This window comes from Actibacterium naphthalenivorans (assembly GCF_014196965.1).
GTDB classification, from domain to species: Bacteria; Pseudomonadota; Alphaproteobacteria; order Rhodobacterales; family Rhodobacteraceae; genus Actibacterium_A; species Actibacterium_A naphthalenivorans.
On sequence record NZ_JACIEQ010000003.1, the window covers coordinates 443538 to 456538 of the forward strand.

Below are 13001 nucleotides of genomic sequence, written 5' to 3' on the forward strand. Positions count from 1 at the left end.
GTAAATGGCAGGTTTGAGCGGCCATATCGCGGCTAGACGTTGCGAGCACCCCAACCCGGGGGACACTCCAAGCCCTATCCCGGCAGGTTCAGCGTGACGGAAAAACCTTTCCCCCCGGATGTGAACGCCACCATCCCGCCATGCGCGCGCGCCACCCGCTCGGCGATGGACAAGCCAAGCCCCGTTCCGCCGCCGCCACGCGCGTGATCGCCCCGCACGAAGGGGATCAGCATCCGTTGCGCCGTCGCCGCCGGAATGCCGTCGCCGGCGTCGGTCACGGTCAGGTGCAGCACTTCGCCCGTTACCTCCGCGTTCAATGCAATCGGCGGGCGGCCGTGCCGGGCGGCGTTTGTCAGCAGGTTGGCAAGGGCACGCACAACCGCCCCCTTGCGCAGGTGAAACACGAGATCGGGCTGGCACGTGACGAAGATATCCCCCCCCAGTCCAGCCAGTTCGACCGCCTCGGCGAGCAGGCCGGAAACCGGCACCAAAGACCGTTCCTCGGATTCGAACCCGCGCGCGAAATCGGCGAACTGGGTGAGCATCGTGTCGATCTGCACCGCCTGCCGATCGGCGCTTTCGATCAGATCCCGATCCCTGGTGGCGATCATCTCCAGCGCCAGTCTCAGTCGGGCGAGCGGCGTCCGCAGATCATGGCTGACCCCGGCCAGCATCATTGCACGGTCGGTTTCTATCGCCGAAAGCCGCGCGGCCATGTCGTTGAACGCGCGGGCAACGGCCCTGATCTCATCGGGGCCGGTTTCGCTGAGCCGGGCAGGTTCCGATGCGGGGTCGAAATCCCTGACCCGCGCCGCCAGTTCCTGCAAAGGGCGCGCCAGCCTGCGCTGGATCACCACCCCGCCCATCAGCGCGACGGCACAGGCCACCGCCACGGCGAGCAGAAGCGCGTGAAGCGGCCCGACGCGCTCGGGCGTGGTTATGGTCAGCCACAGCGGCGTGCCGCCGGTCACGACCCTGATCCACAAATGGCCGTTATTGTCGGTCTGCCATTGAAGTTCGGATTGCGACGCCAGCTCGTCGGCCAGGGCCCGCATGAAGCGCCGTTCGAGAAACTTCGGCGAGCGCAGGCCATCTTCGGGCGGTGTCGTGGCGGCGATGATCTGCGCCCCGCCTTCCCTGTTCAGAACCTGAAGGAAGGCATCGCGGCTCTGCGGTGTCATTCCGTCAGCGGCCACCGCGAAGGCGTCGATGACCTGTGCCGCCGCATGCGCCAGACGAACCGTCTGCGGCCTGACGATCACCGAGGCGATCAGGACCGTGGTCAGCACCTGGCCAACCAGTACGACACCGATCAGAAGGGCGATGTTCTGGCGAAACAGGCTATTCAGCATCGCCCGCGACCAATGCGTATCCGATGCCCCAGATCGTCTTTATGTGGCGGGGGGCGGATGTATCCTCGCCAAGCGCGTGGCGCAGGCGGGCAATCTGCACGTCGATCGCCCGGTCCGTGACCTCGGCATCGCGCCCAATTGCGCGTTCGATCAGCTGCGCGCGGCTCAGCGGGCGCCCGGCGCTGCGGGCAAGCGCGGCGAAGAGTGCGAACTCACGGGAAGACAGGCCGATCGGCTCGCCGCCCCGCCGGATGGTCATGGCGGAGAAGTTGATCTCGAAAGGGCCGATGTTCGCCGTTTCGTCGCGTTGGCCGGCCCGCTCTGGCGCGACCCGCCGCAGCACGGCCGCGATCCGGGCGACCAGTTCGCGCGGGGTAAAAGGCTTGCCCAGATAATCGTCGGCCCCCATTTCCAGCCCCAGGATGCGATCCACCGGATCGCCCCTGGCCGTCAGGATGATGATCGGCGTCGTGTCCCCCGCCGCGCGCAGGCGGCGGCAGATGGTCAGGCCATCCTCGCCCGGCATCATCAGGTCCAGCACGATCACATCGGCAGGTTCGCGCATCAGGGCAATGTCCAGCGCCCGCCCGCCATCGACGGCGCGCACGCCAAAACCGTGTTCGCCCAGAAACCGCTGCAGGAGCGCGCGAAGTTCAAGGTCGTCGTCAACCACGATGATGCGGGCGGGTTTGGGGTCCATGGAAGGCATGTTGGCACTCCACCCCGGGCAAGTCAGCGGGAAATATGTGACAAACCGTGACAGCCCGGACGGGTTGCAATCCTTTGTAGCACCTTCGCGGTTTTGCGACATCGGCCTGCAACATGCGCCCGGCATCATCGACCTGTCTCAACCGGGGCTGTGCCCCAGAGGAAAGGAAAGACAGTCATGAAACGCAAACAGTTAATTCCGGGGCTGCTGGCGCTTGGCATCTGTGCGCTCGCCGCCGACGCCGCTCTGGCCGAGCAGGGCGTGCTGCGCACACGTGGCGCGAATGGCGGCGCCGTCGCCGCGAGGGGGCCGAACGGCGGCGCCATCGTAAGCGGCCGTGGCGTTCAGCAGAATTCCGACGGCTCCGTCACCGGCGCCAGCGGCACCGTCCTGCGCACGCCGCAGGGCAGCGTTGCCGGGCGCGCCTCGACCACCACGCGCGGCGCGGACGGATCGCTGACCCATAGTGGTGGTTTCGCCGCCAGCGGACAGAAGGGCAATGTCCAGAGCAGCGGTTCGCTTGCCGTCGACGCAGATGGCACCGCCAGCGGCGCCCGCTCGACCACGGCCACCAGCGCCACCACCGGGACCAGCTATCAGGGCTCGACCACGGTCGATCCCGTGACGGGCACGGTTACGCATACCGGCACCTGCTATACGGATTCGGGCGAGGCGGTTGCCTGCGCCAAATAGCGCGCCCCCCTGGCACGGCCCGAACCGGCCGTGCCGGTTTCAACATGAAGGATGCTCTCAATGAAATACCTCCCGATCGCAGCCGCCCTGCTTTGCCTGACCGCCGGCACCGCGCTGGCACAGGACCGGGCAATGACCCGCCTCGCCACCGTGTTTGATGAAGTCGATGCCGATGGCAACAACGCCATCTCACATGCGGAATTCCTGTCATTCCGCGCCGCGCAATGGTCCCGGCTGGACCGTAACGGCGACGGTGTCCTGTCGCAGAAAGATTTCCCCCGTTTCGGCACGGCCCGCGCCAACGGCCGCTTCGCCGGGGTCGCTGTCTTTGACACCAACGCAGATGGCGTCGTCTCCGAGGCCGAGTTCGTCAACGGGCCCACGCCGGCTTTCGATCAGGCCGATACCGACGGGAACGGCGTGCTCACCCGCAACGAGGTTGAAGCGGCCGCCCGCAACGCGCGCGGATAGCGGCGGCGCCGTTCAGCGCGCCAGGATGGTCAGGGTCAGCCAGCCGAAAATCTCGGCGCCTTGCTGGGCGGCACCCAGTGCATCGCCGGTCTGCCCCCCCAGTTGGCGCAAAGCGATGAGGGACGCGATCGCGCCGCCGAAAACGACGGCCACAGCCACAGGAAGCCAGCAGCCGGCGGGCGACAGCAGCCAGCCGGCCTGCCCCAGGATCAGGGCCAGGGCAACGGTCCCCGCCTTCGGACGGGCCGCGCCATGGCCCAGCCCGTCGGCGCGCGCCGGCGGCAACAGCGCCAGCCACAGCGGCAGCGCCGCACGGCTGGCCATCGCCAGCGCGATCAGCGCCGGCACCACAACGGCGGGCGCGCCCAGCGCAGCCATGGCAGCGGCACGCAGCCCGACGCTGACCAGCAGGGCCAGCACGCCATAGCTGCCGATCCGGCTGTCGCGCATGATCTCCAGCTTCTGCGCCCGGTCACGGCCGCCGCCACAACCATCGGCCATATCGGCAAGCCCGTCCTCATGCATCCCGCCTGTGGCCAGAATCCCCGCCGTCAGCGCCAGCAGCGCCGAGACCTGCGCCGGCAGGCCCAGCGCGCTGGCGCCCGCGAAGATCATCGCCGCGATGCCGCCAACCAGCGCCCCCGCCAGCGGCCAGGCCCAGCTTGAGGCGGCCATGCCGGGCGCGGCGCCACTGATCCGGCCCGCCGGCAACCGCGTCAGCAACATCACCGCGACCTGAAACTCGGCAAGGCGCGGGCGCAGGCTCATGCCTCGGACACCCCGGCCTCGCCGAAGGTCGCCATTCCGTTGTGGCACTCCAGCGCCGCGCGCAGGATGCCAAGCGCCAGCGCGGCGCCCGATCCCTCGCCAAGCCGCATGTCGAACGACAAAACAGGCTCCTTTCCCATTGCCTCGAGCAGCAGGCGATGGCCCGGTTCGGCACTGACATGGCCAGCCAGGCAATGGTCGAGCAGCGCCGGGCTGGCGCCATGCAGCGGCGCAACTGCGGCGGTGCAGATGAAACCGTCAAGGATCACCGGGATGCAAGCCGCGCGGGCCGCGAGAACCGCGCCGCAGATCGCGGCCTGCTCGCGCCCGCCAAGTGCGGCCAACAGCGCCGGTGCGTTGCCTTTCAGCCCGTCGTGCCGGGCCAGCCCGCGTTCGATCACGTCGACCTTGCGCTTGAGCCCTTCGGCATCCGCGCCGGTGCCGGGCCCGACCCAGCGCGCGACGTCGCCCCCGAAGATCGCCGCCGCCAGCGCCGCCGCGATCGTCGAGTTGCCGATCCCCATTTCGCCCAGGATCAGCACATCGGCCCCGGGGTCAACCGCCGCGGCGCCCCGGTTCATCGCCGCCAGCGTCTCGGCCTCGGACATCGCCGGGCCTTCGGTGAAATCGCCGGTCGGCCGGTCGAGGTCGAGCGCCACCACAGAAAGATCGGCCCCGTTCGCGCGGCACAGCTGGTTTATCGCGGCACCTCCGGCCTCGAAATTGGCCACCATCTGGGCGGTGACATCTTGCGGATAAGGGTTTACGCCCTGCGCACAGATGCCGTGGTTGCCGGCAAAGACCAGGGCCTGCGCCTTGTTGATCACAGGCCGGTCGGTGCCGTGCCAGGCGGCCATGAAGGTGGCCAGCGCCTCGAGCCGGCCCAGCGAGCCGGGCGGTTTCGTCAACGCATTCTGGCGCGCGCGCGCGGCTTCGGCGGCCTGCGGATCGCCCTGTGGCAGACGGGCGGGAAGGGAAATCAGATCGGCCAGCGCCGACAGCTCAAAAGGCATGTTGCTCATTCGGTTTCACTTTCAGCGGAAGGCCGCAGACGGCCAGATAGACCTCGTCGGCCGCGGCCGCGATGATCTGGTTCATCAGCCCCGAGGCATCACGATACGCGCGCGCCAGGGCGTTTTCGGGCACGATCCCCGCCCCCACCTCATTGGTGACGATCACCACCGGATCGCGCTGTTCGGGCAGGGCTGCGGCCAGCGCCTGTACGGCATCCTGCCAGTCGTGCCCGCCCAGCATCAGATTGCTGAGCCACAGCGTCAGACAATCCACCAGCCGCACCCCGCATCCATCCGTTTTCCGAAGCGTTTCCAGAAGGTTGAGAGGGGCGTGAACGGTGCGCCACTCGTCTCCGCGCCGGGCCTGATGCAGGGCCACCCGCTCTGCCATTTCGTCGTCCCGCACCTCGGCGGTGGCGATGTAGACGGCCTGCGAAGCAAGCGTCAGCGCATGGCGCTCGGCCAATGCGCTCTTGCCCGAACGCGCGCCCCCGGTGATCAGTATCGTCTTGCTCATGGGGCGCAGAAAAAGCAGATATGGGCAGCGGACGGAAGGGGCAATCGGGCGATGCAGACCACGCGGGCGGCGGAACTGACGTTGATCCGGCACGCGCCGGTGGTGCCCGATGGCCGGGTCTACGGGCGCCGGGATCTGGCCGCCGATTGCAGCGACTGGGCGATGTTTGACGCGCTCCGCGCGCAGATCCCCGTGCCGGGGCGGCTGATCCACAGCCCGGCGCTGCGCTGCGTGCAGACGCTCTTCGCCCTGTGGCCAGGCGCCGCCGCAACCCCCTGCCCCGCATTGCGCGAACAGGACTTCGGCGCATGGGAAGGGCTCTGTTATTCCGATCTGCCCGATCTGGGCCCGCTGCCCCGGCAAGAGCTGTGCGACCATCGCCCGCCGGGCGGCGAAAGCTTTGCCGATCTGTGCGCCCGGGCGGCTCCGGCCCTGGAGGAGCTGGCCCGGGCGGGCCCTGCCACTGTCGTTGCCCACGCCGGCACGATTCGCGCGGCGCTGGCGCTGGCCCTCGGCGCGGTTTCCGGTGCCCTGGCCTTCGAGATTGCGCCCTTGTCGGTCACCCGCATCGCCTGCCTGACCGATGGCAACTTCATCATCCGGGAGGTCAACGCATGCGCAGCACCGGCGCGCTGACAACCGCCGTTTGCGGGCATTTCGGCGAGTTGCTGCAGGGCCGCCTCGGCCCGGCGGGGCCGGTCGTCGTAATCACGCTGCCCTGCCCGGCCCTGCGCCTGCGCGGCTGGTACAGCCCCGGCGGCGACCTGAGGGTTCACAGCCCGGAGCGCCTGGTTTGGCGCGCACAGGCGCGGCGGTTTCTGGCCCTCGTCGGGGGCCGGCCTCGGGGCCGTTTCGCCCTGCGGCCCGAGATGCCCGCGGGCGGGGGCGCGGGCGCCTCCACCGCGGCGCTGGTGGCGTTGGCCCGGCTGGCCGCGCCGGATTGCCCGCCCCTTGAACTCGCCCGCGCCTGCGTCACCGCCGAGGGCGCCAGTGACCCGCTGATGTTCCCGGCGCCAGAGCGCATTCTCTGGGCGTCGCGCGAGGCCGAGATCGCGGGCCACATGCCCATCTTGCCTCGGTGCGAGGTGCTGGGCGGATTCCACGGCCCGCCCCGGCGCACATGGCCGGCCGACAGTAACTTCGCCGATATCTCGGATCTGGTGCCACGCTGGCAGGCGGCCGCCGGAGCGGGCGACCTGACGGCTCTGGCCCGGCTTTCCAGCCGCGCGGCACGGCGGACACTGGCACGGCGCGGTCCGGCGGATGACCCGACAGAGGCTTTGGCCCGCGATCTGGGCGCGCTGGGGATTGTCATCGCGCACACCGGCTCGGCCCGGGGGCTGATCTTCGCACCGGGAAGCGTTCCCGCCACAGGCGCGGCACAGCTGCGCGCGGCGGGGCTACGGCAGATCGTGCGCTTCACGGCCGGAGGCCCGGCATGAGCGGCGCGCTGTCGATGCTGATCGCGCTGGGGCTGGACGCGGCGATCGGCTGGCCAGACGGGCTGTACCGGCGCATCGGTCACCCGGTCACATGGCTGGGCCACCTCATTGCCGCGTTGGATCGACGGCTGAACCGCGAAACGGCGACGGGCCCGGCCCGGTTCCGCGCTGGCCTCGCCACGACGCTGATCGTCATCGCGCTCGCCACGGGCGCGGCGCTGGCGCTGTGCCGGGTGCTGCCCGGGGGATGGGCGGGAACCGTCCTGGCCGGCGTGCTGGCCTGGCCCCTGGTGGCGGCACGTTCGATGTATGCCCATGTCTCGGCGGTGTCGCGCCCCTTGCGGGTCGGGGATCTGTCCGGCGCGCGCCGCGCCGTCTCCATGATCGTGGGCCGCGACCCGCAGTGCCTGGACGCGGCCGGCGTCGCCCGCGCCGCGCTGGAAAGCCTGGCCGAGAACACCAGCGATGGCATCGTGGCGCCGCTCTTCTGGGGTGCCTTTCTGGGGTTGCCTGGGATCGCCGCCTACAAGGCGATCAACACGCTCGACTCGATGATCGGCCACCGCACGACCCACCATGAGCAGTTTGGCAAGGCCGCCGCGCGGATCGACGACATCGCCAACCTGATCCCGGCGCGGCTGACCGGGCTGATGTTCGCGCTGCTCTGCGCCCAGCCGCTGGCCGCGCTGCACTGCATGGCGCGCGACGCAGGCCACCACCGCTCGCCCAATGCCGGCTGGCCCGAGGCGGCGCTGGCCGGTGCCCTGCAACTGCGCCTGTCGGGCCCACGCGCCTATGGCGACCGGATCTCGCAAGAGCCCTGGATCAACGGCGCGGCGCCCGATCCCCGCCCGGATGACCTGGGCCGCGGGCTCGGCCTTTATCTTCGGACGATGGTTGCACTGGCTTGCTGCCTCGGGCTATTGGCGCTTCTCTGAAGGGGGCGGCGCATGCGTGACCATGGCGGCAACATCGACGGGGCGATTGCCCGCTTCGGCGGAAAGCCCGAAGAGTGGATCGATCTGTCCACCGGGATCAATCGCGCGCCCTATCCGCTGCCCGAAATCAGCGCCGCCGCATGGCGCAGCCTGCCCACCCGCGCCGCGCAGGAGGCGCTGATCCGGGCGGCGGCACAAGCCTATGGCACAGCAGCCGCGATCCTGCCGCTCGCCGGCGCGCAGGCCGCCATCCAGATGGTCCCGCGCCTGCGCCCGCCCGGCCACGCCCGGGTGCTGGGCCCCACCTATAACGAGCACGCCGCCAGCCTGCGCGCGGCGGGATGGACGGTCGACGAGGTCGGCGACCCCCAAGCCCTTGCCGGGGCCGAACTGGCGGTGGTGGTCAACCCCAACAACCCCGACGGGCGGGAAACCGCGCCCGCGCGGCTTCTGCGGCTGGCCCGGCAGGTCGGCCTTCTGGTGGTCGATGAAAGCTTCGCCGACCCCCGCCCCGCTCTGTCGCTGGCCCCGTCGGCGGGGCGTGAACAGGGTCTGCTGGTGCTGCGCTCTTTCGGCAAGTTCTACGGGCTGGCAGGGGTGCGGCTGGGCTTCGCGCTCGGCCACGCGGATGACATCGCGGCCCTTTCCGCCATGGCCGGGCCCTGGCCTGTTTCGGGCGCGGCGATCGAGATCGGGCAGGCCGCCCTGGCGGATCGCGATTGGGCCCGCGCCACCGCCGCGCGGCTCCGGGCAGAGCTGCCGCGGATCGACGCCCTCACGTTGCGCGCGGGGTGGCGCAATGTCGGTGGCACCGAACTGTTCCGCCTCTATGCCACACCCGACGCGCAGGCCGCGCAGGCACGCCTCGCCCGCGCCCGCATCTGGAGCCGGATTTTCCCGTGGTCGCCAGAGCTGATCCGCCTTGGCCTTCCGGGCAACGCCGCCGAATGGGCGCGGCTGGAAACTGCGCTCACCTAGCGCGCCAACGCCAGAAGGCCGGGCACATCGAGATGGGTTTCCATGTGGTCGGCCAGCGCGTCCAGCGTCTGCTCGACCACCGCGCCATAGGACAGGCCACCGCCTGCAACACCGAACCCCTGCAGGAAGGCCCGGCGAAAACCGTCACCGGCGAAGATGCCGTGCAGGTAGCTGCCCATAATTCGCCCGTCGGCCGAAACCGCGCCCTCCGGCGCGCCATCGACATGGGCGAAGGGACGCGCCCGGTCCGCCCCCTCGGTGCGGCCGATATGGATCTCATAGCCCTGCATGTCGGCACCGGTGGCGGCGCATGTGGCGGCCACCCGGGTCAGGCGCTTGTCCGCAGTCATTTCGGTGGCCACATCCAGCAGCGCCAGCCCGGGCGTCTCGCCCGGCGCGCCCTCGATCCCCAGCGGATCACGGATCACCCGCCCCAGCATCTGATAGCCGCCGCAGATGCCCAGCACATGGCCGCCGCGGCGCACATGGGCGGCAAGATCCACGTCCCAGCCCTGCGCCCGCAGGAAGGCCAGATCGCCGCGCGTGGATTTGGTGCCGGGCAGGATCACCAGATCGGCATCGCCCGGGATCACCTCGCCAGGGCCAAGCAACGTCAGGTCGACGCCCGGCTCCTGCCCCAGCGGATCGAGGTCGTCGAAATTGGCAATGCGCGACAGCGCCAGACAGACGACCCGCACCCCCTGCCCGCGCGCCCGGCGCGGCAGGTCCAGCGCGTCTTCGGCGGGCAGCCTGACCGCGTCAGGGAAATACGGCAGCACCCCGAAACCGGGCCAGCCGGTGCGGTCGGCGATCAGCGTATAGCCATCGTCGAACAGCGACACGTCACCGCGGAACTTGTTGATCAGAAACCCCGCGATCATCGCGTTGTCGCCCGGCGGCAGCACCGCCCGGGTGCCGACGATCTGCGCGATCACCCCGCCGCGATCAATGTCGCCCACCAGAACCACGGGCACATGCGCCGCACAGGCAAACCCCATGTTGGCGATGTCACCGGCCCGCAGGTTGACCTCGGCCGGACTGCCCGCGCCTTCGACGATCACCAGATCATGCGACGCGCGCAACCGGTGAAAGCTCTCCAGCACCCGCGCCAGCAGCTGCGGCTTCAATGTCCGGTACTCACGCGCCTGCGTCGTGGTCAGGCGTTTTCCCTGCACGACCACCTGCGCCCCCACATCGGTTTCAGGCTTCAGCAGAACCGGGTTCATGTCGCTCACCGGCTCCAGCCCGCACGCCAGCGCCTGCAAGGCCTGCGCCCGCCCGATCTCACCGCCATCGACGGTCACGGCGGCATTGTTCGACATGTTCTGCGGCTTGAACGGCGCCACCCGCAGCCCGCGCCGCCGCGCCGCCCGGCACAACCCGGCCACCAGCAAGGATTTGCCGACGTTCGACCCTGCTCCCTGGATCATCAACGCGGTCATTCCGCCCCCCCGCCTTGTTCCGGACGCAACCCGCAGGAGCCTCCGGCGGAGGTATTTTGCGCCAAGATGAAATGGGCAAGCGTGCCGCACCGCGTCCCGAGCCGCCTGAGCAGGCGAGACGCGGTGCTTCCTTCACCTTGGGCGGTCATCGGGACCTCTCCCTGTACCGCATGTCCAGCATGCATGCGCATCCTTAACAAACTCTTTCCCTCATCTTGGTCCAACCACCTCGGGGGAGAGCGGCCAGCGGCCGCGAGGGGGCAGAGCCCCCGCCCCGATCAGAATTCGACGCCCGGCTGCCCCTTGATGCCGGATCGGAACGGGTGTTTGACCATAGTCATCTCAGTCACCAGATCGGCGATCCCGATCAGCTCTTCCCTGGCGTTGCGCCCGGTCAGAACCACGTGAGTCATCGGCGGTTTTTCGGTTTCCAGAAACGCTACGACCTCGGCGATGTCCAGATAGTCGTAGCGCAGGGCGATGTTGATCTCGTCCAGCAGAACCATCCTGATCTCGGGGTCGCGGATCAGATCCATGGCCTTTTCCCAGCCTTTGCGCGCCATCGCAATGTCACGCGCCTTGTCCTGGGTTTCCCAGGTGAACCCCTCGCCCATGGCGTGGAACTGGCACAGACCGGAAAACCGGCCTTCGATCAACCGCCGCTCACCGGTATCCCATGCGCCTTTGATGAATTGCACAACGGCGCAGGGCATCTCATGCGCGATGCAGCGCAGAATCATCCCGAAGCCGGAGGAGGACTTTCCCTTGCCGGCTCCGGTGTGGACGATGATCAGCCCCTTTTCGCCTTCCTTCTTTTCCATCATTCGGTCGCGGGCGGCTTTTTTCTTAGCCATTTTAACCGCATGGCGGGCTTCGTCGCTGAGCGGGGTATCAGTCATGGCGCGTTTCCTTCGTTGACAAGGCAAGTGGTTTTGCCGCAGAGGAGTCTTCGTTGGTTCCTGTCTCAGGACAGGCGAAGAGGGAATGCGATAGGCGCCGGGACCATCCCCGGTCAAGAGCCGAAGCGCAGCCGCCCCCGCGACCGTGACCGGAGAGGTCGCCCGACCACTGGCCCTGCATGGGCCGGGAAGGTGGGCAGACCGCCGGGGCCTCAGGCCCCGACATCCGCAAGCCGGGAGACCTGCCAACACGACGTAATGCAACGGGCGAACGGGGTGTGTCGCGGCCGGCTTCGGAAGACGCCTGCCGTTCGGCGTTTCTGTTGCCCCATCTCCCCCCCTGCAGCCGAACCACGAGGACAGGCTGCATGGCCAACGTGACACTTTCCGTCTGCACCACCTGCCGCCGCACCGCCGGCGGCGCCCCCTGCGAGGAAGAGCCGCGCCCCGGCGCCCGGATGCTCGCGGCGCTAGAGGCCCACGCGCTGCCCGAGGGGGTGACGTTGCGCCCGGTCGAATGCCTGTCGGCCTGTTCGCGGGGCTGTTCGATCGCGCTCAGCGGCGGGGCGCGGCGCTGGAGCTATGTCTACGGCGATCTCGACCCCGACGCGCATGTCGATGCAATCCTGACCGGCGTCACCGCCTATGCCGCCACCAGTGACGGCCTCGTGCCCTGGCGCGCGCGCCCCGAGGTGTTTCGAAAGCAATCCGTCGCCCGCATCCCCCCGCAGGAGTAAGCCCCCGTGCCCGATCTTTCGAAAATCCCCGTCACCGTCATCACCGGCTTTCTGGGGTCCGGAAAAACCACGCTGATCCGCCACCTGATGGCCAATTCGCAGGGCAAACGGCTGGCGGTTCTGGTCAACGAGTTCGGCACCGCCGGGGTGGATGGCGATATCCTGAAATCCTGCTCGGACGAGAACTGCCCGGCCGAAAATATCGTCGAACTGGCCAATGGCTGCATCTGCTGTACCGTGGCCGATGATTTCATCCCGACGATCGAGGCGTTGATGGCGCTGCCCGCGGCGCCCGATCACATCCTGATCGAAACATCCGGGCTGGCGCTGCCCAAGCCGTTGCTCAAGGCCTTCGACTGGCCCGCGATCCGCTCACGCATCACCGTGGACGGGGTGATCGCCCTGGCCGATGCCGAGGCCGTCGCCAAGGGTCAGTTCGCCGCCGACCTGGATGCCGTGCAGGCTCAGCGCGCGGCGGACGAAAGCCTTGATCATGAAACGCCCCTGTCCGAGGTGTTCGAGGATCAGCTTGCCTGCGCCGATATCGTGCTGCTGACCAAGGCCGATCTGGCCGGGGCCGAGGGCCTGGCCAAGGCCCGCGCGGCGATCGAGGCCGAGGCGCCGAGGGCCCTGCCGGTTCTGCCCGTCACCGACGGCGTGATCGACCCGCGCGTGCTGCTGGGGCTCAACGCCGGTGCCGAGAACGATCTGGCCGCCCGGCCCAGCCATCACGATGATCACGGCGATCACGAGCATGATGATTTCGATAGCCTGGTGATCGAACTGGGCGAGGTCGCCGATGCACAGGCGTTGCAACAGGCCATCGCCAGCATGGCGCGCACGCAGCATATCCTGCGGGTGAAGGGCTATGTCGCTGTGGCGGGCAAGCCGATGCGCCTGCTGGTGCAGGCGGTGGGCGAGCGGGTGCGCGCGCAATACGACCGGCCGTGGGGCACGGCGGAGCGCCGCTCGCAACTGGTGGTGATCGCCGAACATGATCACATCGACGCCGCCGCGATCCGCACGGCCCTTGGGGTGTAAC

At 69.0% G+C, this 13001-nt stretch carries 15 protein-coding genes and 1 riboswitch; of the genes, 8 read left to right on the forward strand and 7 right to left on the reverse strand.

The genetic code is table 11. The features are described from left to right. Positions 1 to 74: 74 nt before the first annotated feature. Both GGR17_RS13455 and GGR17_RS13460 read right to left on the reverse strand, forming a co-directional pair. Positions 75 to 1352, reverse strand: a complete 1278-nt coding sequence (locus GGR17_RS13455; RefSeq protein ID WP_054540018.1) for an ATP-binding protein — start codon at positions 1350 to 1352, stop codon at positions 75 to 77. Then, positions 1342 to 2061, reverse strand: coding sequence for a response regulator (locus GGR17_RS13460; RefSeq protein ID WP_054540019.1), 720 nt, complete (start codon positions 2059 to 2061; stop codon positions 1342 to 1344). Before GGR17_RS13460 ends, GGR17_RS13455 begins: the two co-directional genes overlap by 11 nt. 177 nt (positions 2062 to 2238) lie before the next feature. Between GGR17_RS13460 and GGR17_RS13465 the strand changes: the two genes are divergently transcribed. Beyond that, positions 2239 to 2754, forward strand: coding sequence for a hypothetical protein (locus tag GGR17_RS13465; RefSeq protein WP_054540020.1), 516 nt, complete (start codon positions 2239 to 2241; stop codon positions 2752 to 2754). A gap of 60 nt (positions 2755 to 2814) precedes the next feature. Next, positions 2815 to 3225, forward strand: coding sequence for an EF-hand domain-containing protein (locus GGR17_RS13470; RefSeq protein ID WP_054540021.1), 411 nt, complete (start codon positions 2815 to 2817; stop codon positions 3223 to 3225). Positions 3226 to 3237: 12 nt separating this feature from the next. Here the strand turns inward: GGR17_RS13470 and GGR17_RS13475 are convergent, their stop codons facing one another. Genes GGR17_RS13475 through cobU form a run of 3 tightly spaced genes read right to left on the reverse strand, consistent with a single transcriptional unit; the run spans position 3238 to position 5523 of the window. Continuing rightward, positions 3238 to 3993 (reverse strand): adenosylcobinamide-GDP ribazoletransferase, encoded by a 756-nt coding sequence (locus GGR17_RS13475; RefSeq protein ID WP_054540022.1) that lies wholly within the window; start codon positions 3991 to 3993, stop codon positions 3238 to 3240. Continuing rightward, positions 3990 to 5015 (reverse strand): nicotinate-nucleotide--dimethylbenzimidazole phosphoribosyltransferase, encoded by a 1026-nt coding sequence (gene cobT / locus GGR17_RS13480; RefSeq protein ID WP_054540023.1) that lies wholly within the window; start codon positions 5013 to 5015, stop codon positions 3990 to 3992. Before cobT ends, GGR17_RS13475 begins: the two co-directional genes overlap by 4 nt. Next, a complete protein-coding gene (cobU, locus tag GGR17_RS13485) occupies positions 4996 to 5523 on the reverse strand; it encodes a bifunctional adenosylcobinamide kinase/adenosylcobinamide-phosphate guanylyltransferase (RefSeq protein ID WP_054540024.1) in 528 nt (175 codons plus the stop codon). Before cobU ends, cobT begins: the two co-directional genes overlap by 20 nt. Before the next feature lie 51 nt (positions 5524 to 5574). Between cobU and GGR17_RS13490 the strand changes: the two genes are divergently transcribed. Genes GGR17_RS13490 through cobD form a run of 4 tightly spaced genes read left to right on the forward strand, consistent with a single transcriptional unit; the run spans position 5575 to position 8881 of the window. After that, complete coding sequence (locus GGR17_RS13490; protein ID WP_054540025.1) at positions 5575 to 6159, forward strand: histidine phosphatase family protein; 585 nt, start codon at positions 5575 to 5577, stop codon at positions 6157 to 6159. Further along, a complete protein-coding gene (locus GGR17_RS13495; protein WP_054540026.1) occupies positions 6138 to 6965 on the forward strand; it encodes a hypothetical protein in 828 nt (275 codons plus the stop codon). Before GGR17_RS13490 ends, GGR17_RS13495 begins: the two co-directional genes overlap by 22 nt. Next, entirely contained in the window at positions 6962 to 7903 is a 942-nt protein-coding gene (cbiB, locus tag GGR17_RS13500; RefSeq protein WP_054540027.1) for an adenosylcobinamide-phosphate synthase CbiB, read from the forward strand. Before GGR17_RS13495 ends, cbiB begins: the two co-directional genes overlap by 4 nt. 12 nt (positions 7904 to 7915) lie before the next feature. Continuing rightward, positions 7916 to 8881: a threonine-phosphate decarboxylase CobD gene (gene cobD, locus GGR17_RS13505; RefSeq protein ID WP_054540028.1), complete on the forward strand. Its 966-nt coding sequence runs from the start codon at positions 7916 to 7918 to the stop codon at positions 8879 to 8881. Here cobD and GGR17_RS13510 read toward each other — a convergent pair. Beyond that, positions 8878 to 10323, reverse strand: a complete 1446-nt coding sequence (locus GGR17_RS13510) for a cobyric acid synthase (protein ID WP_054540029.1) — start codon at positions 10321 to 10323, stop codon at positions 8878 to 8880. The genes cobD and GGR17_RS13510 overlap by 4 nt on opposite strands. A 278-nt stretch (positions 10324 to 10601) precedes the next feature. Further along, entirely contained in the window at positions 10602 to 11222 is a 621-nt protein-coding gene (cobO, locus tag GGR17_RS13515; RefSeq protein WP_054540030.1) for a cob(I)yrinic acid a,c-diamide adenosyltransferase, read from the reverse strand. 37 nt (positions 11223 to 11259) lie between these two features. Then, positions 11260 to 11486: riboswitch (cobalamin riboswitch) on the forward strand. 104 nt (positions 11487 to 11590) lie between these two features. Between cobO and GGR17_RS13520 the strand changes: the two genes are divergently transcribed. Together GGR17_RS13520 and cobW are read left to right on the forward strand one after the other, a co-directional pair. After that, a complete protein-coding gene (locus GGR17_RS13520; protein WP_054540031.1) occupies positions 11591 to 11959 on the forward strand; it encodes a DUF1636 family protein in 369 nt (122 codons plus the stop codon). Between the two features lie 6 nt (positions 11960 to 11965). After that, on the forward strand, positions 11966 to 13000 hold the full coding sequence (cobW, locus tag GGR17_RS13525; RefSeq protein WP_054540032.1) for a cobalamin biosynthesis protein CobW: 1035 nt from the start codon (positions 11966 to 11968) through the stop codon (positions 12998 to 13000). Position 13001 lies beyond the last annotated feature (1 nt).

Coding starts and splice junctions, on each gene's coding strand:
- GGR17_RS13455 (WP_054540018.1), bottom strand. CDS start 1,352: ATGCTGAATAGCCTGTTTCGCCAGAACATCGCCCTTCTGATCGGTGTC.
- GGR17_RS13460 (WP_054540019.1), bottom strand. CDS start 2,061: ATGCCTTCCATGGACCCCAAACCCGCCCGCATCATCGTGGTTGACGAC.
- GGR17_RS13465 (WP_054540020.1), top strand. CDS start 2,239: ATGAAACGCAAACAGTTAATTCCGGGGCTGCTGGCGCTTGGCATCTGT.
- GGR17_RS13470 (WP_054540021.1), top strand. CDS start 2,815: ATGAAATACCTCCCGATCGCAGCCGCCCTGCTTTGCCTGACCGCCGGC.
- GGR17_RS13475 (WP_054540022.1), bottom strand. CDS start 3,993: ATGAGCCTGCGCCCGCGCCTTGCCGAGTTTCAGGTCGCGGTGATGTTG.
- cobT (WP_054540023.1), bottom strand. CDS start 5,015: ATGAGCAACATGCCTTTTGAGCTGTCGGCGCTGGCCGATCTGATTTCC.
- cobU (WP_054540024.1), bottom strand. CDS start 5,523: ATGAGCAAGACGATACTGATCACCGGGGGCGCGCGTTCGGGCAAGAGC.
- GGR17_RS13490 (WP_054540025.1), top strand. CDS start 5,575: ATGCAGACCACGCGGGCGGCGGAACTGACGTTGATCCGGCACGCGCCG.
- GGR17_RS13495 (WP_054540026.1), top strand. CDS start 6,138: ATGCGCAGCACCGGCGCGCTGACAACCGCCGTTTGCGGGCATTTCGGC.
- cbiB (WP_054540027.1), top strand. CDS start 6,962: ATGAGCGGCGCGCTGTCGATGCTGATCGCGCTGGGGCTGGACGCGGCG.
- cobD (WP_054540028.1), top strand. CDS start 7,916: ATGCGTGACCATGGCGGCAACATCGACGGGGCGATTGCCCGCTTCGGC.
- GGR17_RS13510 (WP_054540029.1), bottom strand. CDS start 10,323: ATGACCGCGTTGATGATCCAGGGAGCAGGGTCGAACGTCGGCAAATCC.
- cobO (WP_054540030.1), bottom strand. CDS start 11,222: ATGACTGATACCCCGCTCAGCGACGAAGCCCGCCATGCGGTTAAAATG.
- GGR17_RS13520 (WP_054540031.1), top strand. CDS start 11,591: ATGGCCAACGTGACACTTTCCGTCTGCACCACCTGCCGCCGCACCGCC.